We start from the raw sequence: 26,223 nt of genomic DNA, 5'->3' as shown, positions 1-26,223 counted from the left end.
AGTGCTATTTGGCACTATATATCAAATACAGAGTAAATATTAATGGTAAATGTTTACTCTGTATAAATCATTTTTTTTGTCATCCCGCCATCGATAACAAAATTTTGCCCTGTAATAAAACCAGATTGAGAACAGACTAAAAACTCAATCATTTCTGCAATATCGTCTGTATTACCAACACGACCAACAAGATGTTGTTGATGGTCTGCGCTATTTAAAATTTCGTTAGATGAATTGATCCACCCAGGCGATATACAATTTACTTTAATTTCCGGTCCTAAACTAACCGCTAATGCATGAGTTAATGAAACAATACCACCTTTAGTTGCACTATAAGCCTCTGTATTTGCTTCTGATTGAAGTGCTCGCGTTGATGCAATATTAATAACATTACCATGTGAGATCTTTAATAATGGTAAGCATTGTTGAGTGATCATTAAAGGAGCAGTTAAGTTAATATCAATAATACGTTGCCATTCATCCAATGGTAAAGACGCTAATGGTGTATTGTAAGGATTAGCAATCGCTGCATTATTAATAAGTCCATTGAGTCGACCAAACTGTAATGTTATTTCATTAATAATTGCTGTCATTTCATTTTTATTAGTCACATCAGCAGGCCAAAATCTAATTTTCGGGTTATCTGCAACTAGTTGATGGCCAGCATCAATATCTATATCGACAGCAATTACAATATTATTTTTTTTAGATAAATACTGACAAATACCTTTACCGATACCTTTTGCACCACCAGTAACTAATATAACATTTTGAACAATTGAATATGACATAACGCTCCTTGAGTCTATTAACTGTATACTATGATAGGTGATAATAGGTTAATTCATAATAATAAGATAAAAAATAATAATTAAAAATGATTTGTTTACTGATCATATTAAGAAAAATGATTATTATAAGGAAAAATTAAAAAGATATGGCTATGGATATTGCAACAAGTTTTTCAGTGCTAAATAATTCTCATGATGCGATCGTTGACGCGATTAATAAATTAGATGAGAAAATAGCACCTCCATCATTACTTTTGTTGTATTTTTCGGAAAATTACGATTACGACGTTTTACAATTAATATTAACGAAGCGCTACCCAAATACACCGTTTCTCGCATGTTCATCATGTCAGGGGTTTATGACGGAGGAAGGATATATTAATGGCCAAGGTATCGCACTTTGGGCTATTAATGATATTGTTGGTGCTTATGGGACATCTATTGTTTCATCTAACAGCTCTATTTTTAATATTGCTCGCCAAGCAATACTTAAAGCAATTAATAATAGTGGTCGCCTTGGTGAAGCACCAACATTAATTTTACTTCATGCGACACCAGGATATGAAGAAGAGGTGATTAGAGGAATAGAAGATGTTGTTGGTAAAAACATTGCCATCATTGGTGGTAGTGCGGCTGATGATCATGTTCAAGGTAAATGGCAGATATTTAACCAAGAACAACAAACACAACAGGGTATAGGCATTGCTGTTTTTTATCCAAATTGTGAAGTAAGTTTTTCTTTTCACTCAGGTTATGCTGCAACTTCATATTCAGCCATTGCCACAAAAGTGCAAGGTCGAGAGTTAATTGAATTAGATTATCAGCCAGCTGCGGATATTTATCAAAAATGGATAAAACAAAGTTTTGACGCAAACAGTAGTATTATTAATGAAAGTAGTTTAAATCCTCTCGGACGCTTAGTCGGAGAAATTCATGATTTACCTTATTTCAAATTAGCGCATCCTTTAATGGTAACTAAAACCAATGGTTTAAAAATGTTTGCCTCTATCATTGAGGGTGAGCGTTTATATTTCATGACTGGTACAGATGAACGATTAATAACTCGAGCAGGTCGAGTTGTTACTGCAACAAATGGAATTAAATTAGACCCAATTGGTGGCCTAACAATATATTGCGCAGGTTGCATGCTTAAAGTTCAAAAACGTATGAAAGAGGTCGCATTGTTTGTAAAGATTGCGATGCATGACAAACCTTTTGTTTGCCCATTTACTTTTGGTGAGCAGGGGCAATTCGTTACTGGTGAGAATGCACATGGTAATTTAATGATTTCAGCTGTTGTTTTTCATAGGGACTAATAATTATGATTGGTTTTGATTCAGAAAAACTACAAGAAACATTATTAGATCTTCAGCGCAGTCAAGAGAGAGAAAATCAATTACGGATAGAGAATGCAGCAATTCTTGAAGGCGTTTCTGCAATGGCTGGCGCAAATAATAAGCGTCAAGTTTTTAATAGTTTATTAGAAGTTTTACGGAAGTTTATTGCTTTTGATAATGCGATAGTTCTAACTCGTGACGACGAGGCTTCAGATTTACATGTTTTAATGAGTACTGTTACAACGCTTGATTTTAGCCATTGGCAAGTCGGAAGTACATTTAATCGCTGTATAAATGGGGAGTGTATTGCATTATATTCTCCCAAAGACATTGAAGAATTTAAAAATAAAAGCTCTGATTTATTAGATATATGTAATTCAAGTTTGATTACTGGGGTAAAAATCAGTTCTGGCGATGCTATGATTATTCTAATGAGCACCGAAAAAGGACATTTCACTTCTAGTTGTCGACGTGTTTTAAATAGATTTAGACCATTACTTGAACGTGCAATTATTGATATTGATTATCGAGAGCGATTGCAATCGTTAGTTACAGCACGAACACAAGAACTCACTCATAGCCAACAACGTTTTAAAGATTTTGCGCGTACTGTTGGTGATTGGTTCTGGGAGATAGACACTGATTATAACTTTAGCTATATTTCAGCGTCTCATATTGCTAACCATTTAATAGATAATGATAATATCATGGCATTCTTTGATGGCCATGAGGATTTTAAACAAAAATTTCGATTACAATTACAGCAAAATCAGTCATTTGAAGATCTTGAGTGGCAATTAGTCATAGACGGAAAAAAACAATGGCTCAGTTTTAGTGGTACTCCTTACTATAATAAACGTGGATTGCTGCTTGGTTATCGTGGTACAGCAAAAAATATAAGTGTCAGAAAAAAACGGTTATGTGATTTACAGCAAGCTCGCCAGCAAGCAGAATCTGCAAATAAAGCTAAATCACAATTTATAGCAATGATGAGCCATGAAATAAGAACGCCATTAAATGCTGTATTAGGTTTAATGGATCTATTATCATCCTCAGGCCTAGAAAATGAGCAACAACAATGGTTAGGACAAATGGAGCAATCAGCACATTTACTCTTAACTATTATCAATGATATCCTCGACTTATCTAGAATTGAATCTGGTAGCTTTGAATTATTCAATAGTAATATTAATTTTTCAGACAGTATTACCTTGGTTAAAAATCAACTTCAGCCAGAAGCCAATAAGAAAAACATACTATTACAATGCGATATTGATAAATCCATTCCTGAATATATTTTTGCAGATAAAAATCGCATCATTCAAATCATGTTTAACCTTATTGGTAATGCTATAAAATTTACTAATATTGGCTCTGTTAAAATAGTTGCACGTAAGATAGATAATAATATTGAAGTTTCTGTTTTAGATACAGGTATTGGAATTGCTGATGATGCATTGGAAAATCTCTTTAATCCATTTCATCAAGCTGATGGTAGCATTACCCGTAAGTATGGTGGTACAGGATTAGGATTAACGATTAGTCAGTTATTGATAAAAAAAATGAAGGGAACTATCACAATTAAAAGTGAGTTAGCTGTTGGTAGTTGTTTTACCGTTACATTTCCTATTCATCCTGCAGAAGTTAAAATAGATAATCCAACTGAAAAAAAACAAATAAAATTAATACAATCACTTAATATATTGCTCGTAGAAGATAGTCTTACAAACCAGCTTGTTGCTAGGTTAATGTTAGAACGGCGAGGACATCAGGTTACGATAACTAATCATGGCCAAGAAGCAATATTAAAACTGTTACAGTGTCACAAGTTGTTTGATTTAGTGCTAATGGACATATCAATGCCCGTTTTAGATGGGTTAGAAGCAACTAAATACATCAGAAAACTCAATATTGATACGCCAATCGTCGCATTAACTGCAAATGCTATGCAAAGTGATCAATTTCTGTACCAGCAAACAGGAATGAATGGCTTTTTAGCTAAGCCAATTCAACCTGAAGAGCTAGATCTAATGCTCGTAAAATATCAGGCTTTAAAACAAATAACATAACATTAGTTATACATGATTAAGACAGCTGGTATTTTCCAAATATTCAAATAACTAAGAACGATCAAAAACTGATTACGTTAAACATAGTCAGTTTTTGGTTCATAAGTAATTAAGATCTAATTTAAGTACCAAGCATATGTAATGTGCGGCAGTATTTAAATTAGGTGTTAATTACCTATTTTATGGTAAATAGCCAATACTGTTAAATAGCGAGAGTTTAACGATATGTAGATCGTTAAAGGGGGAGTTAATAGAGAGCAGTTCAAAACAATATGACCATTATATCCCACTGCTTAATACCTTATTTAACATAATATACATAATGCGCACTGATGTATCAGGTTATTATCGGCGTTTCTTTCTAGACCGTTTGGCCTTATTCTTTGATGCAGGCTTAGGTTCATTAGTTGCTGGCTTAAGGTTTTCATTTGAAACATTGTTGCAGATTGGAACATTAGACTTAACTCTTACTGGTTTTTTCGTATCAACATAATCAACCGCGTCACCACCAATAATCCCAAGTGATTCCCAGCCAGATAGCAACGGATGACCACCACGCTCAAGTGACACAATAAACTGCAAATACCTAGCCGCATAAAGTGTACGATTGTCTATTTCTAAAAGTTTCATACTGGAACATAATGGTAATGTTGTTTATTGGTTTTCATTGATGATACCACTGGCAAACTGATGAACTTACGATTTATCGAAATAGAATCTGCGTTTGATTACATGGTTGCCACACGTGAATATGTTGAACACCATGGTAATTTTTACAGTGATCAGCATGCCGTCTTTCATGTCAGTAAACTGGATGCAGAAACTAATCGCATAACTTAAATATAGAATTGATTTGCGAAAATAGTTCTCAAGCCAAAGGCTATATTGAGCGTGTGGGCAAAACCTTACAAGATCGCTTAGTTAAGCGTGGCTCCTCGACTTTATCACTGATTTTAACCAATGTTTTGCCAAGGCTGCTCAGTATCCTAAAGACATGCATCGGAAGATGAATTACATGATATTTTTGTGGTTATCGATTAGGATTTAAAGTGTTTGATAAACACGAAGATAGGTGGTTGATAACAAACGCTTGGGTTCGGTATTGAAATTTCCCAGGCGCAACAGCAACAATATGACCAAACAGCAAACACATATTCAGCAAAAAAGCCGTGACTTCCCTACTCTATAACTCCATTTCCTCCCTATGAACTATCTTAATAATGATCCTTCCTAGCTCGTTTGGTCTAGCTCTTTGATAACGGTTTAGATTCATTAGTTAATAAGTCACCGACAATTTATTATTTTTCTATTTGGTACTTACTGATCAATTTAGCTAAGCTAAATATGTCATTGTCAGATCTAATACATACTATCAAGATCTTAATTATGTGTTATAAGACCATGACTAATCAGTACGAGAAAATTAATTAAGCACCATCGTCTCAATATTTGATTAGAAACGTAGATCAATTGATAATCGTCTTTTGATTCCGCACTTGAGTCTATCAACCATGTTTGTATAGAGCGTTAATATTGATGTTGTAAACTAAGAACCTCTGTATCCATAGTTCACTCAATTAACCTTATCACTTCCTTTATCTAGATATGCTTAATCTTAATATATTTTTCATAATCACTTAGATATAAGACAATTAAGTATAGATACCTGAAGTATTGGTATAAAAAAACATCTATTCTATCGTATTATTATAGCTTTTATGATAGTTATACTTGTTTCACAATTGCATATTTAGCGGTTTTGTATAAAATACTAAGGCGCTTTATCTATTTTGATACGGTGAATTTGATGACAATTTAGCTATCGATTTATAGCTAAAACTGATAGATAAGAATAAAAATGAACGATGAAGTAAACGACGGTTGCAAACGTCTTGGGCGTTTCGATGTTGATTTTGCACGTAGAACCATAACACGAATTAGTGATGGCGCTTTTATTAAAGCTTCACGCTCAGAAACCTTAATTTTCACTCTTCTTGCTGAGTCAGCTAATAATACAATATATAGAGAAGTATTATTGGCCGAATGCTGGCAAGGAAAAATTGTTACTAATAATTCACTAACAGTTGCAATTAAAAATTTACGTACTGCTTTTTCAAAAATTGGCGAGAATAAAATAATAACAACAGAGCCTAAATTAGGTTATTGTATTCGACAATCTGCACTTATTGATGACGGCTCTCACCCACCTAAAAGTGATGAGATTAGCTGTGAAGAAAAACACACTCGACCTTTAATTGAAGTTCAACCTGTTGTTACTGAAGAAAAATTAGAAAATTCAAAAAAAATAAAAATATTAACGCCACGAATATGTAATATTAATGTTTTTGAGATTATTGTTGGTATTGCTTTTTTCTTTGCGACATTAACAATATGCTATCGTTTTTTATTTTTCATTGATACTACCTCTGTTGAGGGGTTACCTGTTATATACAATGGTGCTGATTTACCAAAGCCGGTCCAAAATGCTATTTTACAGAATGATAATAGTAGTATAAGCAGATGGTATGCGTTTCCTATTAATAAATCATGTAATTATTATCAGTTATTTAGTGTAAGTAATGATCATTTTATTAATTACTCACCTACTATTAAACAGGAAATTTGTAGTGTTAAATAAAGCGCTTATAGGCATTGTTAGTGCTCTTGTTTTTTTGATTATACAGGCAATAATTAGTTCCGTTAATACTAAGGCTACTTATGAGTTTTCAATAAATAATAATATTGCACAAAAAGAAACATTAAAATTAACATTAAATGATGGTCATGCGTCTATGCTGATTTCTCGTAATTCAAATAACCAAGACTTCAGCCATTTTGATGGTTTATTTTTACGATTTCAAAATCATTATTATTTATTTGGTATTGAACACATAGATAATAATAATTCTCAATTCAAGTTCAGTAGTCTTTTTATTGATTCATTACGTTCAGGAGAAGCTATTTATATACCACGCTCTCCTTCTTTGTGTCTGGATAAAGATTTCCCTGGTTTATTATTAGGCAAAAAAATAAGTGGTTAATATAGTAAAAGTCATTGTGAGATGGCTTTTATTTTAATAAAAGCATAAAGTTATAGTGCGTTAGAATAAAAGGTTCACGTATATGTATCTTCTTGTTATTATAAATATTCAATAAGGAGTAACTATGGCTATTACCATTAGAGATATCGATCAGCATTATTATATGATCGAAGCATTAAAGTCTCTGACAGAAACAAATGTAACAACTAAAGCATTAATTAAAGGTGGTTATTTAGCCGTTGAAATCGGTGAACAATTAGAACAAGAGACTAATCGACGTCTAAAAGCAGAAAAAGAACTAGCTGAATTAAAAGAAAAAATTACCCTTTTTATCCAAAGTAAAGAAGCATTAATTAAATCTATCAATTGATATAACTAGTCCAAGGAGTTAATTCTTGGACTAATTATTATTATCAACTATAACTAATTCATCAAACCCTGTTTTACTATCATATTCACGCTCAAAATTTAAATTATTAAACGCTACCATACATAATTCCGTTGTATAGTGGACAATACAACCAGGCATTAAATGTCCCCCATACACATCCCCTTTCCCATCAGCAACGGAAATATGGATATGAACGTGCTGTGATGTTAATGTTCCTGACAACGTTATAATTTCTAAAGGCCCTTCAAGATTTAATACATTATTCTCGTTCGCTAATCTAATTTTAGCTTTAGATAAGCATCCAACCCCACTTAATAATGAACCCGCTTGAATACTATTTTTCTGAACAAATTCCAGTAGTGAATAACGTAAGTCATCCCCTTGTAATAATCGTTTCGCATAAGGTGTCATTATTTATAACCTTTTTATACATAATAAAAACGCTATCTTATCGATAACGTTTCATTTTAGCTTTATTCGTCTATGCTCTCTTTCCGCGTTTTGAGGTGGGTATATTGTGCGGAAATACATTTTTGATACGTTGTTTAATTTTGTTTGGAATATTTTTTGAAAAATCTAATTTTGTAACAAATCGTGTTTTATATACTTTTACTCGTCCTGAAAATGGTGTTTTATGAGCAATATCTCGGCAAGCTATTTGAAATCCCGTTGGTACTTGTCCTTTTGTCTTAATAAGTTCACCATCTTTAAACTCTAGTACCATTATAGGACGATCCTTAAATACAAGGAAAACAACTACAATAGCTAATAAAAGAACATATTCCATTACACACTCCCTAATAGTAAAGTTTAACTTGAAAGAGAAGTACCAACGACTTAATCAAAAAGTAAATTATTCAAAAGAATCTGAATTAAGTAGTTGGTTGAGATCATTCTTTAAATCAGAAACTTTTTGACTTGCTTGCTCTGTACGAGAGCTTTCGCTAATCAAATATTCGATAGTATCCGATAACGTTGAACCCAACTCTTGCGATTTTTCCGCTAGCTTTTCCCAAACACGGTAATCCAAATCAATTGATTTCTTTCTTGTATGCATCTGCTCTGAATTAAAATGTCGCTTACGTTTAGCCCTAATAGCTTGCTTTAGTTTATTCTCTAAATCACGGGACATATTGTTATCAATCCACTCGATAACTTTGGTTGGTTCGTGTTCAATATCAAGTAATATTTTTACAGCTGCATTCGCTTCACTTTGATCAATAAAGCTTGTTATCGCCTCTCCTTCTTTCCATTTCTTAACCAAATAAGTCCATTTCCAACCTGCTTCAAGGTTCTCAAGTTGCTGATATTTCATAGGATTGATAATTCTCAAACTATTTAAACTGACTGTTACAGTGTAACTCCAGAGAAGTAAAATAACAATCTATTCCCCCAATATTAAATAACCTTAATATTGAAATTTAAATATAGACGATAAGTGTCTATTATGAGTCCTTTGATTGCTTTATACTGCACATCTTTTCACAGTAACAATAGAAATCATAAATTTATGCATGAAGAATCTTGGCGTAACATGTTTCCTGATTACAGCCCATACCAGCACGTTTTAGATCAATATGATGATTTAGACTCTACTCTGGTTGGCATCCTTCAGTCCCGCCTATCAGATGCTGTACGCCGCTTCACCGCGATGAATTTACAGCCACGCATTCTACGCATTACGGCTTCCGATAACACGTTATATCGTGATTACATTATTGAATTGCTAAAAAAAAGCATTAATAAATCAAGCAACGATAATGAAAATGCCGTAAAACAGCCAATCATCATTGCCGGTGACAACGTCACTCATGAAAAGCTATTTGGCGCAGTTTACCCAGCTAAAAACGGTGAAACACAACCTCAGCTAAAATACGGCTTACTCCATCAAGCACATAACGGTTATCTCGTTTTATCTATTACTGCAATTTTAAGCAATCCAAGCTTATGGCCACAATTAAAAAACGTATTAACGGATGGTCAACTAGAATGGCATCCCATCACTAATAAACAGCTCTATACTATACCGGCAGCAGAAACAGTTAATGTTAAGCTTATAATTATTGGCGAACGTTATCTAATGGCTGAACTTGATACTGCGGAGCCAGATTTAAGTGATGGCTTAGCAATGTATGGTGAATTTGAGCAAGATTTATTACTTAATGAAGCTACACTGACAGATTACTTGAGCTACATTAAAGGTATTGGTGCTCATTATGGTTTGCCAGAACTTGCTGATTCTGATGCGATTCACGCGATATTACAAGCAGCTGCTCGCCATGCAGAAGATCAAACACGGTTACCTTTGTGTCCATTATGGCATTTAAATTTACTTTCAGAAGCTGCTGTAGAATCTGAAGGTAAACCAATCACAGCTCAGCACATCAAAGCGTCACTAAGAGCAAAAGAATATAGAGAATCATATTTACCTGAGCGTGCAATTGCAGATATTCACCATGGCCAAGTGCTCATAGCGACTGAAGGTGAAGAAGTAGGACAAGTTAATGGCCTAACTGTTGTTGAAATGCCAGGACACCCGAGTGCTTATGGCGAACCGGCTCGTATTTCTTGTGTGGTTCACTTTGGTGATGGTGATATTGCAGATGTTGAACGTAAAGTTGAACTCGGCGGTAACATTCATGCAAAAGGCATGATGATTATGCAAGCCTTTGTCGCAACGGCATTAGACTTAGATCAGGCTCTTCCCTATTCAGCATCAATTGTATTTGAACAATCCTATTCTGAAGTTGATGGTGACAGTGCTTCTCTTGCTGAGCTTTGTGCGCTTATGTCAGCGTTATCATCACAACCAATTAATCAAGAAGTCGCAGTTACTGGTGCTGTCGATCAATTTGGTCGCGTGCAAGCTGTTGGCGGTATTAACCAAAAAATTGAAGGGTTCTATAAGGTTTGTGTGCACCGAGGCCTTACAGGTAATCAGGGGGTAATTTTACCACATACCAATTTATCGAACCTTTGCTTAAATGATGAAGTTATTGAAGCTATTAAGGCGAAACAATTCCATATTTGGGCTGTAAATAATGTTGATGAGGCTATTCCTCGTCTTACAGGTAAACCTTTCCGTAGTGAAAATGAAGATGATGAAACAATCCTCTCTTTAATTGAAGAGCGCATTGATTATTTCCATCATGGTGACCTTTCAAATGAGGTTGGTGTTATTAATCGACTGCGATTAATGATTTCCAACTGGTTGGGCCAGAACTGATCCGAGTTGTTTAGCGTACACGTGTAAGCTAAATTGCTTGCATACTTTTGAAGGAGTAAATGATTCTAATGACACGCCAGAATTCTTATACACACGAAGAACTAGTTGCATGTGGTAAAAGCGAACTATACGGTCCTGAATTTCCATCATTACCAGTAGATAATATGCTGATGATTGACCGTGTTGTTAATATCTCTGCAGAAGGTGGAGACCACGGCAAAGGTTTTATCCACGCGGAATTAGATATCAATCCTGATCTATGGTTCTTTAAATGCCACTTTATTGGTGATCCTGTTATGCCAGGCTGTCTTGGCCTAGATGCTATGTGGCAACTTGTTGGCTTCTTCCTTGGTTGGTCAGGCGGTGAAGGCAAAGGTCGAGCTCTTGGTGTAGGTGAAGTTAAATTCACAGGTCAAGTATTACCAACAGCGAAAAAAGTAACCTACGATATTCAGTTTAAGCGTGTTATTAACCGTAAACTTATTATGGGTGTTGCTGATGGCCGTGTACTTGTTGACGGTAAAGAAATCTATGTTGCTAAAGATCTAAAAGTGGGTCTTTTTAAAGATACTGACAATTTTTAATTCTTTTCCAATTTTAATACTAAAACCCTGAAGTCTTCTTCAGGGTTTTTTTATAATAATTTTTCACAGTAATATCTTATTTAGTCCACCAGCAATAACATCGAGAAATATACATAAAGACTAACCATCCCCACCATTATTGCCATCTTATTGACTAACTAATAACACTAAAATATAAATAGATTGCTTTTTATCGTGGCGTTATAAAAACCCTAGGGTAAAAATGATAGCAATAATATATTTGGTAATAAAAAGCCCCTTCTCCTAAGGGGCATCAGAAAGGTTAACCATGAGGGAGGTTATCTTATTTATAGAGACCTTGTTGCATTTCCTCTCTTGCGTCTCGCCAACCGCCTAACCAATTCGTACGGGCGTCTGTACCGTTGTACGGACAATCATCTGTAGAACGGCCATTCAAACCGGCTTGATAACCTCGAGCTTGTGCGCGTTCTAAACGATCCCGCTTTTGTCTCTTCATAGTTCGATCCTCATTCCTTATCTGTTGGTACTTTTCATCACACTAAAGTAATGACGGAGTGTTTTAACTCCTTTATTAAAAATGGGTCAAATTTCTAAATTGATCAAGCCTAAAAACAAAACGGGCTCACAAATTGTGAGCCCGTTATAATTAAACAATTTAATTGAAAATTTATTTTCTTCTTCTGAAACCAATAAAGCCTAACGCTGTCAAAGCAAGAATGCCCAGTGAACCACCAGAACGTTTAAACGGTTGCTCATCATCTTTAGCACGTGGTTGAATAACTGCATCAGTATTTTTAGGTACCAATTTAACAACCGTTTTTACTTCTTTTTTAGGTAGAGAACAAGCTGATAATTTACTTAGATTGTCATAACCACCATCACAATAAAACGCTGTTGCAGAAATTACACCTGCATTATTAATGCCTGTCGCATCTACAATACGGTATGAGTTAGCAATAGAGTTAGCGGCACCATTATCGTTAGTCAGATCATCAAGCATCCAAGCACCACCAGTCTTTAATGGGCCTTGAGCTGCACCATTAATGTAAGTAAATGCACGATGACGCGCTTCTGCACCATTACTTGCTTCTACATCAACCCAACCAACAACTTGACCATTATTATTGATCGCAGCTGCGTTACTGTTTGAGTCTTTAAAGAACAGTGAAGATGCTAATTGATCAAAGAACTTAGCATTGCCTTGACCTACTTGATAGATAAATGCACGTTGTGGTTTTGTGCCATTACCTTTTGCATCACCAACAATCACAGAATGACTATTAACACCATTTGCCATCGTATAAGTAAAATCACGATCATCACCTGGCTTAATATTCAAACCAGGAATAGGTGTCGCAGTCCATGATGCTAAACTACTATCCTTAGGTGTAAAGTAAGTTGCTTGCATTGCATAGAAGTCGTCTCTAACATCTGCAGTAGAGTAACCAACAGCAATTGGAATATCATCCCCCTTTAGTGCAACTGCTTGTGCCGATGCTTGGAATGATAACGAATCATTGTCTTTATCAATAATAGCTAAACCATCGCGATTGTTCCCACTACCTGCCGTAATTGCGCTAGCTACTACCGATGTCTTTGTACCATTAGCATCAACGATCCAAAATGCAGCTTCGTTAGCAAACGTACTAAATTGACATTCCCAATTAGCATAAAGATTATCAGATGGATTAGTTGCACATTGTCTAAATGTATCAAAATCTAGTTTTTGCGAGCTATCTTTTAATATATCATTTTCGTTTGGTAATTTATTCGTATCTTCACGGAATTTACCATCGCGATCTTGAGCATAAAAGCTTGGCGCATAAGATGATGAACCAACAACAAGCAACTTACCGTCTGCCATAGCAACAGCATCATTCGCTTGAGTTTGTCCCATATTTGAAACAAGTTCATTCGATGTCGTTACAGGTGCTAATTGAACAGATTTATCATTTATATTAACAAAACCACGCTTGCTAAATGCTCTTGGCTTGCCTGTTGCGTTTTTAAATAATGCTGATGATGTAACACCATAAACAAAATCAGTACCTACAGCACCTTTTACAATACTATCTGTAGTATTTTCAACAATTGAACCAAGATTCTCTTTTTGAGTACCATTATAGTCAGCAATCGTAGATGCAAATGTATTAGATGGCGTACCGTCAACTAAACCTTGAGTACTTGAATGATAGCCCTTAACCCAAGCGGCTTGTTTTTTCTGTAAGCCACCTAAACCTTGACCATTCCACTCATCGTTATCAGCATAATCATGACCAAAAAACTGATTCTTAGCCCAAGTATCACAAGTGCCGTAACCTAAATTATCATCACAGTAGCGTTGTAATTGAAATAGATCTGTTATCTGTTGGTCATTTTGATTATACGGTGTGGTATCAGCAATCGGTGTACCTTCTGTACCACGATTCGCTTCACTCGTAACTTTATATGCTTCAGCAGTACAATCAGTTGTAAAGCAACTTGAATCAGTCCCTGAGTCCTGAATGCCAGTACTTGAGTATAAAAGCGGAGCATCTGATTGTGCCGTATCAAAATATGGCTGATCTTTTAATGTACTATTCTGATCAACAGGCACAACTGTATACACAGCAGCATTGGCTTGTGAGGCACCCGCGATTAAAATGGCAAGTGTAGAAAGCTTTAATATCTTATGTGGCATTAGGATTCCTTTTGCATCGCGTCCAGCTCTTCCCATCGTTCAAAAGCTACTTCAAATTCTTCTTCAAGCTTAGCTAAAGCTGTAAGCGTTGTTTGAGTATCATTTTTCGGATCCGAGAAAAACGCAGGATCATTAACTTGTTCCTGCAATTTTGCGATTTCATTTTCTAAGTCTTCAATTTTTTGCGGTAAGCCTGCTAACTCATGTTGAAGCGTAAAAGATAACTTCTTACCTGCACGTTTAGGTGTTACTTCTTGCTGCTTTTGTTCTTGTTCAGCTTTTTTCTTTTTTGCTAATTCAATTTGAGCAGCCTGCTCTTTTGCTTGATTTGCATAAGAATTAGCGCGCTGAGATTGAGCATCATGGTAACCGCCAACGTATTCGTTAACAACGCCATCCCCCTCAAAAATCCAGCTTGTTGTCACAGTATTATCAACAAATTGACGATCGTGACTAACTAAAAGCAATGTTCCTTGATAATTGGCAAGAATATCTTCCAAAAGTTCCAATGTTTCGATATCTAGATCATTGGTTGGTTCATCGAGAACCAATAAATTATTAGGTTTAAGGAACAATTTCGCCAATAATAATCGGTTTTTCTCACCACCAGAAAGTGCTTTAACCGGCGTACGAGCACGACGTGGATGGAATAAGAAATCTTGCAAGTAACCTAGTGCATGACGTGTTTTACCATTAATAGTTACTTCTTGCTTACCATCAGCAAGGTTATCCATTACCGTCTTCTCTGGATCTAGAATTTCACGGTATTGGTCAAAGTAAGCTACTTCTAGTTTAGTACCACAGTGGAAATCACCTTCTGTTGCTTGTAATTTATCAAGCATCACTTTAATCAGCGTACTCTTACCACAGCCGTTAGGGCCAATTAATGCAATACGATCGCCACGCATGACATTAAAGCTAAAGTCTTTAACGATTTGCTTATCACCGTAACTATAACCGATATTTTTAGCTTCAAAGACAATCTTACCTGAGCGGTTAGCATCTTGTAGCTGCATATCGGCCTTACCGACAACATCACGACGCTCACTACGCTCATTACGTAATGCTTTAAGCGCACGTACACGACCTTCATTACGCGTACGACGGGCTTTGATACCCTGACGGATCCATACTTCTTCTTGCGCCAGTTTCTTATCAAATAACGCGTTTTGTTCTTCTTCTACACGTAATAATTCAGTTTTAGCGTCTAAGTAAGCTTCATAGTCACCAGGGAAAGACACTAATTGACCACGATCTAAATCAATAATACGTGTTGCCATTGAACGAATAAATGCGCGGTCATGCGAAATAAAGATAATTGAACCACGGAAGTCTTTTAGGAAACCTTCTAACCATTCAATCGTTGTTACATCTAGGTGGTTAGTTGGCTCATCCAATAATAAAATATCAGGATCACATACAAGCGCACGAGCAAGTGCTGCTTTACGTTGCCAACCACCAGAAAGATCAGTTAACAGTGTATGTGGTTCTAATTTTAAACTTTCTAGTACAGCCGCAATACGTGTATCAAGCTGCCAACCATTGTGATGATCAACTTGTTCTTGAATACGTGCTAGCTTATTAATGTTTGCTTCACTAGGATCTTCTGTTACTAAATCTAACTGATGATGATATTCACGCAGTACACGACCCGCATCAGCAAGACCTTCTGCAACATAATCAAATACAGAACCTTCAGCATTACGTGGTGGATCTTGCTCTAAGCGTGAAACCACCAGCTCGTTTTGACGTTGAATGCTACCGTCATCAAGTAATACCTCACCAGCAATCACTTTCATTAATGTTGATTTACCTGCGCCATTACGGCCAACAAGACAAACTCGCTCATGAGAGTGAAGAAGGAATTCTGCTTTATCAAGTAGAGCATGATCGCCGTAGGCTAGTTGGGCGTTACTGATTTTAATTAGTGCCATCTTATTTTAACCAAGCTTATAAGTAGTTAACCATGCTGCTAACCTATTTCTGTCAAACGGCCAATGGAGTTCTGGCATCGAAATAGTGTGATCATGATTTTGAACTGAGAGTACGGGTATAGTTACACCGTAACGAGAGAATAAAGCATCATCAAACGCGATATCGATGATGCTTACTTGATGCTGCACTCCCATCTCCACCAGCAAACCATAAGCTTGCTCGCAGAGATGACATCCTTGTGTGCTATAAAGTGTGATTAGCACTTAGTCTTCCTTGTGGGTAATAATCCAACAGTTATGGATTTGCTTATTTTTAGCGAAATCAAGTGGTAATGTCTTATCTGAAATATTCTTAGCTTGTAAGCCAAGTTCAGTCAGTTTTTCAAGATCCATCTTGAAATGACGCTTATTGTTAGAGAATACAATCTGTCCATCTGGACGCAGCATACGCTTTAGATTTTCCATCAACATGATGTGATCACGTTCGATATCAAAAGTCTGCTTCATACGCTTAGAGTTTGAGAACGTTGGTGGATCGATAAAAATCAGATCAAACGTATCATCAACTTCTTGTAACCATTGTAGACAATCTGCCTGCACAAACTCATGTTGATCACCAACCTGATTATTAAGCTCCATGTTCTCTTGAGCCCAACGCAAGTACGTATTTGACATATCAACAGTTGTGGTTGATTTAGCACCACCTACTGCAGCATGAACCGTTGCAGATCCTGTGTATGCGAACAAGTTAAGGAAATCTTTACCTGCTGCCATCTGACCTAACATACGACGAGTAATACGGTGATCTAAGAATAAGCCTGTATCAAGGTAATCATAAAGATTTACTTTAAACTTAATACCGTATTCATCAACGATCATGTGACGTTCAGCACTTGATAGTTTTTGGTATTGATTACGGCCTTTTTGACGCTCACGTACTTTTAAAATAACTTTATTTGGCTCAACACCCGTTACTTCAATAGTGGCACGTAATACATCCATAATACGGCGACGTGCTGTTTCTTCAGAAACTGTCTTTGGCGCTGCATATTCTTGAATGATTAGGTAATCATTGTATTTATCAATAGCAGCGTTGTAGTTAGGTAAATCCGCATCATAAATACGGTAACACTCAACGCCTTCACGCTTAGCCCACTTACCTAACTTCGCGATATTCTTCTTCAGACGGTTAGCAAAATCAGGAGCAACGTCTTCTTGAACAATAACACCTTCTTTCTCGCCGTCTTCTTTCTTAACACTACCAGCAGTAATTAAGTATGTTTTAAGAACACAATCAAGTGCACCGTTACTTAATTTAAATTGTTTGTCTGCACGCATACGCATACAACTTAACAATTCATTAGAGCCTGAATAGATAGCCGCAACTGAACCTTCAAAGGCAAGCTTTAAACGGTTACCAAACTCTTTGTACAATGAGATAAGCTCAGGTGTTGTGCCCAAACGCTCACCGTAAGGAGGGTTACAAAGAATAATACCTGTTTCAAACCCTTCAGGACGAATCAGTTGTGTCGCATCACCGTATGCAAAGTCAATTAAACCTTTAACACCAGCGCGGCCAGCATTATCACGAGCAATCGCTAATACACGTTGATCCATTTCACGACCAAAGAATTTAGTCGTTACTTTCGCAGGACCACGACGCGCTTTAACCGTCGCTTCAGCATGAATCTCTAGCCAAGCTTCTTTGTCAAAATCTTTAATTGACTCAAAGCCCCAACGCTTACGTTTAAGACCTGGTGCAATTTCAGCGGCCATCATAGCAGCTTCAATGACTAACGTACCTGAACCACACATTGGATCTAGTAATGCTGTTTCTGGTGTCCAGCCACTTTTCATAACCAATGCAGCAGCATGTGTTTCACGTAATGGCGCTCGTCCTGCTTCACTACGGTAACCACGTTGGTGTAAACCACTACCAGCCATATCTAGGCCAAGAATACCTTTCTCTCCAGAAAGACGCATATGAATACGTAGATCTGGATTTTCACGATCGATATTTGGACGACGAAGGTCCGCTTTAGTAAAACGGTCAACAATCGCATCTTTGATTTTCATCGCGCCGTATTGGCTATTACGGATTTCACGGTTAGTACCATTGAAATCAACCACAATACGCGTATTGCTATCAAAGTGGCTCATCCAATTAATCGCCGTTGCACCTAAGTATAAGTCCATATCATCACGGACATTAAACTCACTCAACACTTGGATGATTCGAGAGGAGATACGAGTCCATAGACAGCAACGATAAGCCATTGCTTGATCTGCTTTAAAACGGACACCGGCATGCACAACTTGAATGTTCTGTGCACCTAATTGTTCTAGTTCATCCGCAAGCAAGTTTTCTAGGCCGCGGGAAGTAATCGCTAAATATTGATTCATGGCGTTCTTTTCACACTAATATTGCATCGAATTATAACTGAAATCACATTAAATACCTCGCTTTTACCACAATCAATTCGCTAATTAGATGAAAAAATAAACCATTGATAACCAATGAGCATTCCCGACCCATTATTTGAGCATAAATTCAGTGCATATTTTTGCCTTCAGAATTGGTTGTTTTTAAATTTTCAATTATCTACCTGTGTGAACAATTAACGAGCAACCTCTGTTTTAAACACATCAAAAACAGAGGTGAAAACATTGTTTACACAAGAAGATAATAACTAACATATTGAATTGTAATTATAAATCCAGACAAAGCGTATTAACATAAGACTATTAAGCGACCTAAAATCCTGTATAATTAACAGAAATTGTCATGATGGAATAAATGGAATACACCTAATTAAATTTACTTATTCGACGATCTTTCATTCTGAAATAAGGAAATTATTTGATTTAATATGACATTAACAACAATAAAAATAGCGATTTTGACTATGCTGTTAGGATAATAATGGTTGTTTTTCATGCTTAAATGATCATTTTTTTGATATTGATCACACTACTATTTATGTCTAGTTTCAACTTCTTTATTCATTTTTATATAAGCCACCAGCAAGATCAGCTTAAGATCTAATAAACTTCTCTTCTCTATCACTCCATTTTTTAAGCCTCAAATAGCTTAATATCAATATTGATGTAAATTAAATAACAATGAAGAGAGTATGTGTTTATGTCGGTACGAGAAAGCATGGCAAGATTAACAATCGTAGATGTAAGAGCATTAATTGCGCAGGAATAACGAGGTTATAAGTAATTATGATCGAGGAGAAAAAGCAGAGAATAGATAATGATATTAATAACACACAGTAGTAATTAGGGAGTTACATAAGAGTAACTCCCTACCCTACTAGAGCAAAGTCCATTGGCATACTCCCTGAATATGATGACATACGATTATTCATAACACGGATTGTATCTGAAAAACTAAGCATCTTATTATTATCTAACTTTATTGGTGTAACATCAGCTAACATACAAAGACTTGAATTTCCGTCATTTTCAACAACAACAAAACGTGCACAACCATAAGCCGTTTTTAAAATAACCACTTCTCCCCAATGAGGATTAAGTCCAATTTGTGGTGTGAAAAACCAACTTTTTACCATCAACGGTTTTTGAAAGCGGTACGCTGCGACAGCATTTAACGCCAATTCAGATTTACGCGCTTCCGATAATGGTAAACCAACCATACCCTCTTTAAATGTTTGATAAGCTGCAACATCTGCCACCGTAAAAACTTGCTTTGAAATAGACATTGTTTCAGCAATTAATTGCTTTGATGGTATAGAAACACAAAACAATAATTCATTACCAAGGTCTAGCATTAATACCTTTGTTTCTACATCAAACTGCCAATACCAATAATTATTTGGAGTTAGCATATCCCCTCCCTTACTTACTATATTTCGATATTATCAACAAAATTTTACTGCACAAATGACATATTAAAAGAGGAAGGTTTTAATCAGTTACTTTAGTGGGATTAGTACACAGACATAAAAAAACCAAATTGAACATTATATTCAATTTGGTTTAATAGCTAAGGATGAACTTACATTATATGGAGGTATTAAAGACCATTAACAATGTCTTTTACTAATCGTGGGCCATGGTAAATAAAGCCAGTATAAACTTGGACTAATTGAGCACCGGCTTGCATTTTCTCACGAGCAGCCATTGCTGAATCAATACCACCCACACCAATGATCGGTAATGCACCATCTAAAGCTATTGCCATTTTACGAATAACTTCAGTGCTTTTATTTTGTAATGGACGACCACTTAGTCCGCCCATTTCATCACAATGCTCCATTCCTTCAACTAAGGTACGATCTAACGTGGTATTAGTACCAATAACGCCATCAATGTTATTACGAATTAATGACTCACAAACCTGAACGATTTCTTGATCATCAAGATCTGGTGCGATCTTAAGTGCTAACGGAACATACTTACCGTGTTTTTCGGCTAGTTCGGTTTGTTTTTGTTTTAGTTGTGATAGCAAATCATCCAATGCTTCACCATATTGAAGCGAACGTAATCCCGGTGTATTTGGCGATGAAATATTGACAGCGATATAACCTGCATATTGATAGACTTTTTCCATACAGATTAGATAATCTTCAGCACCCTTTTCTATTGGTGTGTCTTTATTTTTACCGATGTTAATACCAATAACGCCGTCATAGGTTGATTTCTTTACGTTCTCTACTAAATTATCAACACCAAGGTTATTAAAACCAAAACGGTTAATAATACCTTCTGCTGGAATTAAGCGGAATAAACGTGGCTTATCATTACCTGACTGAGGGCGTGGTGTTACAGTGCCGACTTCAACAAAACCGAATCCCATTGCGCCAAATGCATCAATACATTCGCCATTTTTATCAAGGCCAGCAGCTAGACCGACAGGATTTTTAAAAGTAATGCCCATAACTTCAACAGGACATTCAGGTACATGTTGACGATAGAAGATATCAAGTGGAGTGCCAGTAAAGCGAGAAAAGTTTTGAATAGCGAGGTCGTGTGCTTTTTCTGCATCCAACTGGAAAATAGCGGATCGTGCGATGCGATATAACATTATAACTCCATTAAAAATCCCGTATAAACGGGGTGGTATTATTCACAGTTATAACGCTAAATACAATCCTTATTCATTTGATTATTATCAATAAAACAGCAGCTTATATTTTATATCAATATTTACAATGAGTTATAAATAGCTCTTATTTAAAATAATTGCCATTAAAAGCAAACGTTTTCGTGACCAATGCTAAAAACCCATAATGAAACACATATTGATTACATAAAACCACTAATAAAGTACATTTTGTTTACTTAAAATAACGTGTTCTGATTATTCAGCTGATTTAGAATGAATATTTAATAATGTTAACTCTCTTAGTGCTACGGCAAATTTAGCAAATTCATGCACTGTCCCTATTTTAAATTCCGTTAATACACTTTCCCAACGCTTAATCGGAACAGGATGTTGATCAATCCATTGCCGTACACACTCTTCTGGCTGAGAGGCTGTATTTTGAATAACTGAAATAGTGAGTTGTCGTTGTTGCCAGTCGAGCTCTTCCCTAAATGATGCTCGTGCCAATGCTTGCCAGTGATTATCTACGGGTTGATTATTAATTTGTTTCAAAAACCAGTGTAATGATAAATCAACACCAACAATAAAATACACGCGAGCAATATGGCTTACATCCTGTTGTTGATGATCTGCAATTTGGCCAATATCCATCGCACAATATAAACTTGATAGCCGCACAATACCATTAGCCAAACTTTGAGGTACACCGACGTTTATCAAACGTTGAGCTTGCTGTTGATGCTCTTGTACTTCGTCCGTGACAAGGTAACTTTCTAAGTTTTCTCGTAAATCAATAATATAAGGCGTATAGAAACTGATCTGTTGTTCTATCGTTAACTTTCTATCTTGATTACGTAACAGCCATCGCGTTATTCGGCGCAACATTCGCCGACATTGAAACAGCATGTCGTATTGTGTCTCTGTAGTAACTTGGTTATCTAATCGACGAATAGCGCTATACAGTTCAGGAAAATTGAATATTTCACGCCCCACAACATACGCAGATGCAATATCCGTTATTAATGAGCCTGTCTCTTCATGTAGCCGTGTAACAAAATTACACCCCATTTCATTCGACATCTGATTAGCTAATGCTGTCGCTATAATTTCTTTGGTTAACGGATGATGATTCATTTGTGGGTGATATCGTTGTAATGCTGATGGAAAATATTTCGCTAACTGGTTACGGTGAAAAGCGTCATTAGCAATATCATCACTCTCTAATTGTTGTTTTAAGACCATTTTCCCATAAGCCACCAGCACTGATAGTTCAGGCCGAGTCAGACCTATTCCTGCTTTTTCTCGTTCAATTAAAGTTTCATCATCAGGTAAATACTCAAGACAACGGTCCAATTTCCCTATTCGCTCTAAATGATGAATAAAACGAATTTGTTCTTTCAGTAATACCGTCTGCTGGTATTGCGTAACCGATATTGATTCACTTTGACAATAAGCATCAGCTAATACTTGTTGACTCACATCAGCTTCCATTTTATCCAATAACACATTACGCTGCTTATAAGTCAAATCACCAGCAACAACGAGGCTATTTAATAAGATTTTTATATTTACTTCATTATCAGAGCAGTCAACCCCCCCGACATTATCAATAAAATCACAATTAACCCTTCCCCCGTGTTTAGCATACTCAATCCGTCCTAATTGAGTTAGGCCGAGGTTGCCACCTTCCCCAACAATCTTTGCTTTTAATTGATTACCATTAATTCTTAACCCATCATTTGCACGATCGCCGACATCAGTATTTGATTCTGATTCTGCTTTAATATAGGTACCAATACCGCCATTCCACAACAAATCAACATCCATCATCAAAATCAATTGAATCAATTCATTCGGGGTACAGCTATGTTTTTTTGTTTGCAGTAATTTTTTTATCTCTGGCGTAAGTTTAATCGCCTTGCTACGACGAGAAAAAACACCGCCACCAGCCGAAATGAGTGTTGAATTATAATCTTGCCAACTAGACCGTGGTAATTCAAATAAGCGCTGCCTTTCTTGAGTACTGGCCTGTTCATCTGGTGCTGGATCAATGAAAATATGTTGATGATTAAAAGCAGCAATTAAACAAACATGAGGTGAAAGTAACATACCATTACCAAACACATCACCGGCCATATCACCAATACCAACACAGGTAAATGGCGTCGTTTGACAATTAATCCCTAATTCACGGAAATGGCGTTTAACTGATTCCCATCCTCCTTTCGCAGTAATGCCCATCTGCTTATGGTCATAACCATGTGATCCTCCAGAGGCAAAGGCATCACCTAACCATAGTTGATAATCTGCAGAGATTGAATTAGCTAAATCAGAAAAAGTGGCAGTGCCTTTATCTGCAGCAACAACCAAATAAGGATCATCGTCATCATGGCAACGAACATCTACAGGTGCAACAACCTTACCTTCTATAATATTGTCAGTCACATCAAGTAGTGCTTCTATAAAATGTTTATAACAACGCATACCTTCATGAGTGACTTCTTCTCTAGTTTTTAATTGCAGTTGACGTTTACATACAAAGCCACCTTTAGCCCCCACCGGTACGATTACCGTATTTTTTACTTGCTGTGCTTTCACTAAACCTAATATTTCGGTTCTAAAATCTTCCTGTCTATCCGACCAACGCAGCCCACCACGAGCAATTTTACCTGCCCGTAAATGCACTCCTTCAATATCAGGTGCATACACAAAAATTTCAAACATTGGAATGGGAGCTGGAATGTCGGGAATATTAGTGGGTAATAGTTTTACAGCTAAACAATGCTTAGGTTGATAGTTACTATCATGTTGATAATAATTAGTGCGAACAGTTGCTAGAATCATATCGATATAACGTCGAATAATACGATCATCATCTAAACTTTCTACCGATTCTAACTTTTGCTCTAATTTTGACACTAACGCTTGTTCGTTTTTGAGTGAATGATGGCATTTTGTATTAAAGCGTAACTGAAACAACTTTACTAAATCGCATGCAATATCACTATGGTACGTTAACGTATCTTCAATATATTGCTGACTAAATGGAAATCCGACTTGGCGCATATAGCGAGCATAACAACGCAAAATCGTCACTTCTCGCCCAGTTAATCCTGCATTTAGCACTAATCGATTAAAACCATCACTCTCAAGTGTTCCTTGCCAAATCAAAGCCAATGCATTTTGAAACCGATCTCTTGCTTCTATTAGATCAATACCACCACGGCGGCTATGTAGCATTGAAAAATCAAGCACCCAATAAATGGTATTCTTGGCCGTTATAACTTGATATGGAGATTCACCAACGACACGTAAACCTAAGTTCTCCAACATTGGCATGACATCAGAAAGGTAGATGGGTTGAGTTCGGTGGAAAAGTTTAAGTTTAACGACACAAGAATCTGAAGCTTCTTCTTGGGGTCGATAAAATAGCATGCCAAGCTTGTTAGTATCGCTTAGCTGTTCTAATTGAAGTACATCCGCGACAGCATAACCGGGTAGCATTTGTTCTTTATAAGATCGAGGAAATGCATTGGCATAATTTTTAGCCACCGCAATACCTTTACTTTCGCCAAGATTAGCGACTAAAGCATGAGTTAATCTGTCTTCCCACAATGAAGCGACTTCTACCAAATTATGCTCAATCTCTTTAACATCAATATCGCTATTATTGTTATCAACTCGCACAATATAATGCGTTCGTGCTAACCGACTCTCTGAAAAAAACGTCGTAAACTCAACATGTTCATTAGATCCAAGATACGCTTTTAATATCCGTTGCGTCTTTCGCCTTAGCTCAGTGTTATAGCGTTCTTTACTGACATACACCATGCATGAAAAAAAACGACCAAAGGGATCTCGCCGAATAAATAACCGTAATAAATCACGATTTTGCATCTGTACGACACCCATCCCCACAGTTAGCATTTCATTTTCATTCGCTTGAATAAGCTCATCGCGAGGATAGGTTTCTAATATGTTATTTAACGCTTTCCACGAATAAGATCCTGGTGAATATCCACTGGCTTGTAAGATACGACTAACACGATTACGTATTAACGGAATATTACTGACGGTTTGATGATAAGCACTTGAGGCGTATAAGCCAATAAAGCGGTGCTCCCCAATAATATTACCTTCAATATCAAATCGTTTAATACCAACATAATCAATATAAGCTGGACGATGAATACGTGACTTACCGTTACTCTTGGTAAGAATAAGCACTTCAGGTTTTTGTGCCTCAATACGGGCAGATTCAGGCAGGCTAGATAATCTAAATGAAGCCGCTGATGTGGTTTTAGTGAGTAGCCCTAAACCAGTATGTTTAACCGGTGTTAATTCATAATCGCCATCTACAACGCTAAGATCATAAGTATGATAGCCCATAAAGGTAAAATTGTGCTGAGTTAACCAATCAATGAATTCGAGTGCTTCTTGGCTATGTTCCTTTGAAATAGGTAAATCATGATCTTGCAATTCAGACGCTATTTGCAGTAACTTTTGTTGCATTGGCTGCCAATCATGTACTACCAGCGTAATGTCTTTTAATAAAGAAGTTAACTCCCGCTTTAATTGCGCTATTTCGGCTTTTGTAGGTAAACGATCAACCTCAATATGAAATAAAGTTTGTGGATCGCCATCATCACTACAAGCCTTAATAATTTGTCCATCATCATCACGTTGAAAGCGATACGGTCCATTAAGCATTAAATGGCTTGTTATATCGAGTCGATCTAACACCATTCGAACAGAATCAACTAAAAATGGCTGATCCGGTGTCACAATCTCAACCACGGTATGAGTCGATTTCCAACCATGAAGACTAACACTTGGGTTGTAAACTCTAACAGAGATCTGATCCGGTTTGTTCATGGCCAAATGTTGCCATAAACTCAGAATCGCGCCATAAAGATCAGATTCGTTACGATGTAACAAGTCATCATCGGCGAGTTGCCCTAATAGTTGTTGGGCAAGTGTCATAACTAAAACACGTTGAGGGGATTTTACTTTTTCAGCAATTAAGCCATACACTTTTTCAAGTAAAACGGGGACGATATTGTCGGGTGCAGTCATGCATATGCTCCAACATCTTTATAATTATACTAATAAGT

General features: G+C 36.5%; 20 protein-coding genes and 1 pseudogene. 8 read left to right on the top strand and 13 right to left on the bottom strand.

Annotation, left to right across the window (positions count from 1 at the left end):
* Positions 1–53: 53 nt before the first annotated feature.
* Positions 54–791 carry an SDR family oxidoreductase gene (locus tag PPBDW_RS08145; RefSeq protein WP_036794686.1) on the bottom strand — a complete coding sequence of 246 codons (738 nt, stop codon included), beginning with the start codon at positions 789–791 and terminating at the stop codon, positions 54–56.
* 152 nt (positions 792–943) lie between these two features.
* Here PPBDW_RS08145 and PPBDW_RS08140 point away from each other — a divergent pair, with 152 nt between their 5' ends.
* Complete coding sequence (locus PPBDW_RS08140; RefSeq protein ID WP_036796368.1) at positions 944–2,107, top strand: FIST signal transduction protein; 1,164 nt, start codon at positions 944–946, stop codon at positions 2,105–2,107.
* 5 nt (positions 2,108–2,112) lie between these two features.
* The gene (locus tag PPBDW_RS08135; protein WP_036794684.1) at positions 2,113–4,197 is read left to right on the top strand and encodes an ATP-binding protein; all 2,085 of its coding nucleotides are present in this window, start codon (positions 2,113–2,115) and stop codon (positions 4,195–4,197) included.
* A 345-nt stretch (positions 4,198–4,542) separates the two neighbouring features.
* On the opposite strand, the gene PPBDW_RS08130 is transcribed toward PPBDW_RS08135, so the two are convergent.
* On the bottom strand, positions 4,543–4,827 hold the full coding sequence (locus PPBDW_RS08130) for a hypothetical protein (RefSeq protein ID WP_036794682.1): 285 nt from the start codon (positions 4,825–4,827) through the stop codon (positions 4,543–4,545).
* Between the two features lie 18 nt (positions 4,828–4,845).
* Between PPBDW_RS08130 and PPBDW_RS22780 the strand changes: the two are divergent.
* From PPBDW_RS22780 to PPBDW_RS08110, 4 genes and pseudogenes are all read left to right on the top strand, one after another.
* A pseudogene (locus tag PPBDW_RS22780) lies at positions 4,846–5,200 on the top strand (ISNCY family transposase); the annotation flags it as partial.
* A gap of 855 nt (positions 5,201–6,055) precedes the next feature.
* Positions 6,056–6,835 (top strand): winged helix-turn-helix domain-containing protein, encoded by a 780-nt coding sequence (locus tag PPBDW_RS08120; protein ID WP_036794678.1) that lies wholly within the window; start codon positions 6,056–6,058, stop codon positions 6,833–6,835.
* Positions 6,825–7,238 carry a hypothetical protein gene (locus PPBDW_RS08115; protein WP_054262024.1) on the top strand — a complete coding sequence of 138 codons (414 nt, stop codon included), beginning with the start codon at positions 6,825–6,827 and terminating at the stop codon, positions 7,236–7,238. The genes PPBDW_RS08120 and PPBDW_RS08115 overlap by 11 nt, the downstream gene beginning before the upstream one ends.
* Positions 7,239–7,362: 124 nt before the next feature.
* Positions 7,363–7,608 carry a hypothetical protein gene (locus tag PPBDW_RS08110; RefSeq protein ID WP_036794676.1) on the top strand — a complete coding sequence of 82 codons (246 nt, stop codon included), beginning with the start codon at positions 7,363–7,365 and terminating at the stop codon, positions 7,606–7,608.
* 30 nt (positions 7,609–7,638) lie between these two features.
* Here PPBDW_RS08110 and PPBDW_RS08105 read toward each other — a convergent pair whose 3' ends face one another.
* The 3 genes from PPBDW_RS08105 to matP all read right to left on the bottom strand — a co-directional run bounded on the left by PPBDW_RS08105 (position 7,639) and on the right by matP (position 8,944).
* Positions 7,639–8,040, bottom strand: a complete 402-nt coding sequence (locus PPBDW_RS08105; RefSeq protein ID WP_036794674.1) for a PPC domain-containing DNA-binding protein — start codon at positions 8,038–8,040, stop codon at positions 7,639–7,641.
* Between the two features lie 70 nt (positions 8,041–8,110).
* The gene (locus PPBDW_RS08100) at positions 8,111–8,416 is read right to left on the bottom strand and encodes a DUF3634 family protein (RefSeq protein ID WP_036794672.1); all 306 of its coding nucleotides are present in this window, start codon (positions 8,414–8,416) and stop codon (positions 8,111–8,113) included.
* A 66-nt stretch (positions 8,417–8,482) separates the two neighbouring features.
* Positions 8,483–8,944, bottom strand: coding sequence for a macrodomain Ter protein MatP (gene matP, locus PPBDW_RS08095; protein WP_036794671.1), 462 nt, complete (start codon positions 8,942–8,944; stop codon positions 8,483–8,485).
* A gap of 195 nt (positions 8,945–9,139) precedes the next feature.
* Here matP and PPBDW_RS08090 point away from each other — a divergent pair, with 195 nt between their 5' ends.
* Positions 9,140–10,855 carry an AAA family ATPase gene (locus tag PPBDW_RS08090; protein ID WP_036794670.1) on the top strand — a complete coding sequence of 572 codons (1,716 nt, stop codon included), beginning with the start codon at positions 9,140–9,142 and terminating at the stop codon, positions 10,853–10,855.
* Positions 10,856–10,923: 68 nt separating this feature from the next.
* On the top strand, positions 10,924–11,439 hold the full coding sequence (gene fabA / locus PPBDW_RS08085; protein WP_036794669.1) for a 3-hydroxyacyl-[acyl-carrier-protein] dehydratase FabA: 516 nt from the start codon (positions 10,924–10,926) through the stop codon (positions 11,437–11,439).
* Positions 11,440–11,743: 304 nt separating this feature from the next.
* Here the strand turns inward: fabA and rmf are convergent, their stop codons facing one another.
* The 8 genes from rmf to PPBDW_RS08045 form a co-directional block, all read right to left on the bottom strand.
* A complete protein-coding gene (gene rmf, locus PPBDW_RS08080) occupies positions 11,744–11,917 on the bottom strand; it encodes a ribosome modulation factor (protein ID WP_036794667.1) in 174 nt (57 codons plus the stop codon).
* Between the two features lie 171 nt (positions 11,918–12,088).
* The gene (locus tag PPBDW_RS08075) at positions 12,089–14,101 is read right to left on the bottom strand and encodes a DUF3466 family protein (RefSeq protein ID WP_036794665.1); all 2,013 of its coding nucleotides are present in this window, start codon (positions 14,099–14,101) and stop codon (positions 12,089–12,091) included.
* Complete coding sequence (gene uup, locus PPBDW_RS08070) at positions 14,101–16,035, bottom strand: ATP-binding cassette ATPase Uup (RefSeq protein WP_036794664.1); 1,935 nt, start codon at positions 16,033–16,035, stop codon at positions 14,101–14,103. The genes PPBDW_RS08075 and uup overlap by 1 nt, the downstream gene beginning before the upstream one ends.
* A gap of 6 nt (positions 16,036–16,041) precedes the next feature.
* The gene (locus PPBDW_RS08065; protein WP_036794662.1) at positions 16,042–16,299 is read right to left on the bottom strand and encodes a glutaredoxin family protein; all 258 of its coding nucleotides are present in this window, start codon (positions 16,297–16,299) and stop codon (positions 16,042–16,044) included.
* Positions 16,300–18,438, bottom strand: coding sequence for a bifunctional 23S rRNA (guanine(2069)-N(7))-methyltransferase RlmK/23S rRNA (guanine(2445)-N(2))-methyltransferase RlmL (gene rlmKL, locus PPBDW_RS08060; protein WP_036794659.1), 2,139 nt, complete (start codon positions 18,436–18,438; stop codon positions 16,300–16,302).
* A gap of 908 nt (positions 18,439–19,346) precedes the next feature.
* Entirely contained in the window at positions 19,347–19,889 is a 543-nt protein-coding gene (locus tag PPBDW_RS08055; protein WP_036794656.1) for a cell division protein ZapC domain-containing protein, read from the bottom strand.
* Between the two features lie 188 nt (positions 19,890–20,077).
* Positions 20,078–21,088, bottom strand: a complete 1,011-nt coding sequence (gene pyrD / locus PPBDW_RS08050) for a quinone-dependent dihydroorotate dehydrogenase (RefSeq protein WP_036794654.1) — start codon at positions 21,086–21,088, stop codon at positions 20,078–20,080.
* Between the two features lie 276 nt (positions 21,089–21,364).
* On the bottom strand, positions 21,365–26,185 hold the full coding sequence (locus tag PPBDW_RS08045; protein ID WP_036794652.1) for an NAD-glutamate dehydrogenase: 4,821 nt from the start codon (positions 26,183–26,185) through the stop codon (positions 21,365–21,367).
* Between the last annotated feature and the right edge of the window lie 38 nt (positions 26,186–26,223).

It is taken from the genome of Photobacterium kishitanii, from assembly GCF_000613045.3.
In the GTDB taxonomy this organism is placed as follows: domain Bacteria; phylum Pseudomonadota; class Gammaproteobacteria; order Enterobacterales; family Vibrionaceae; genus Photobacterium; species Photobacterium kishitanii.
This window is presented reverse-complemented; position numbering and strand designations above follow the sequence as displayed.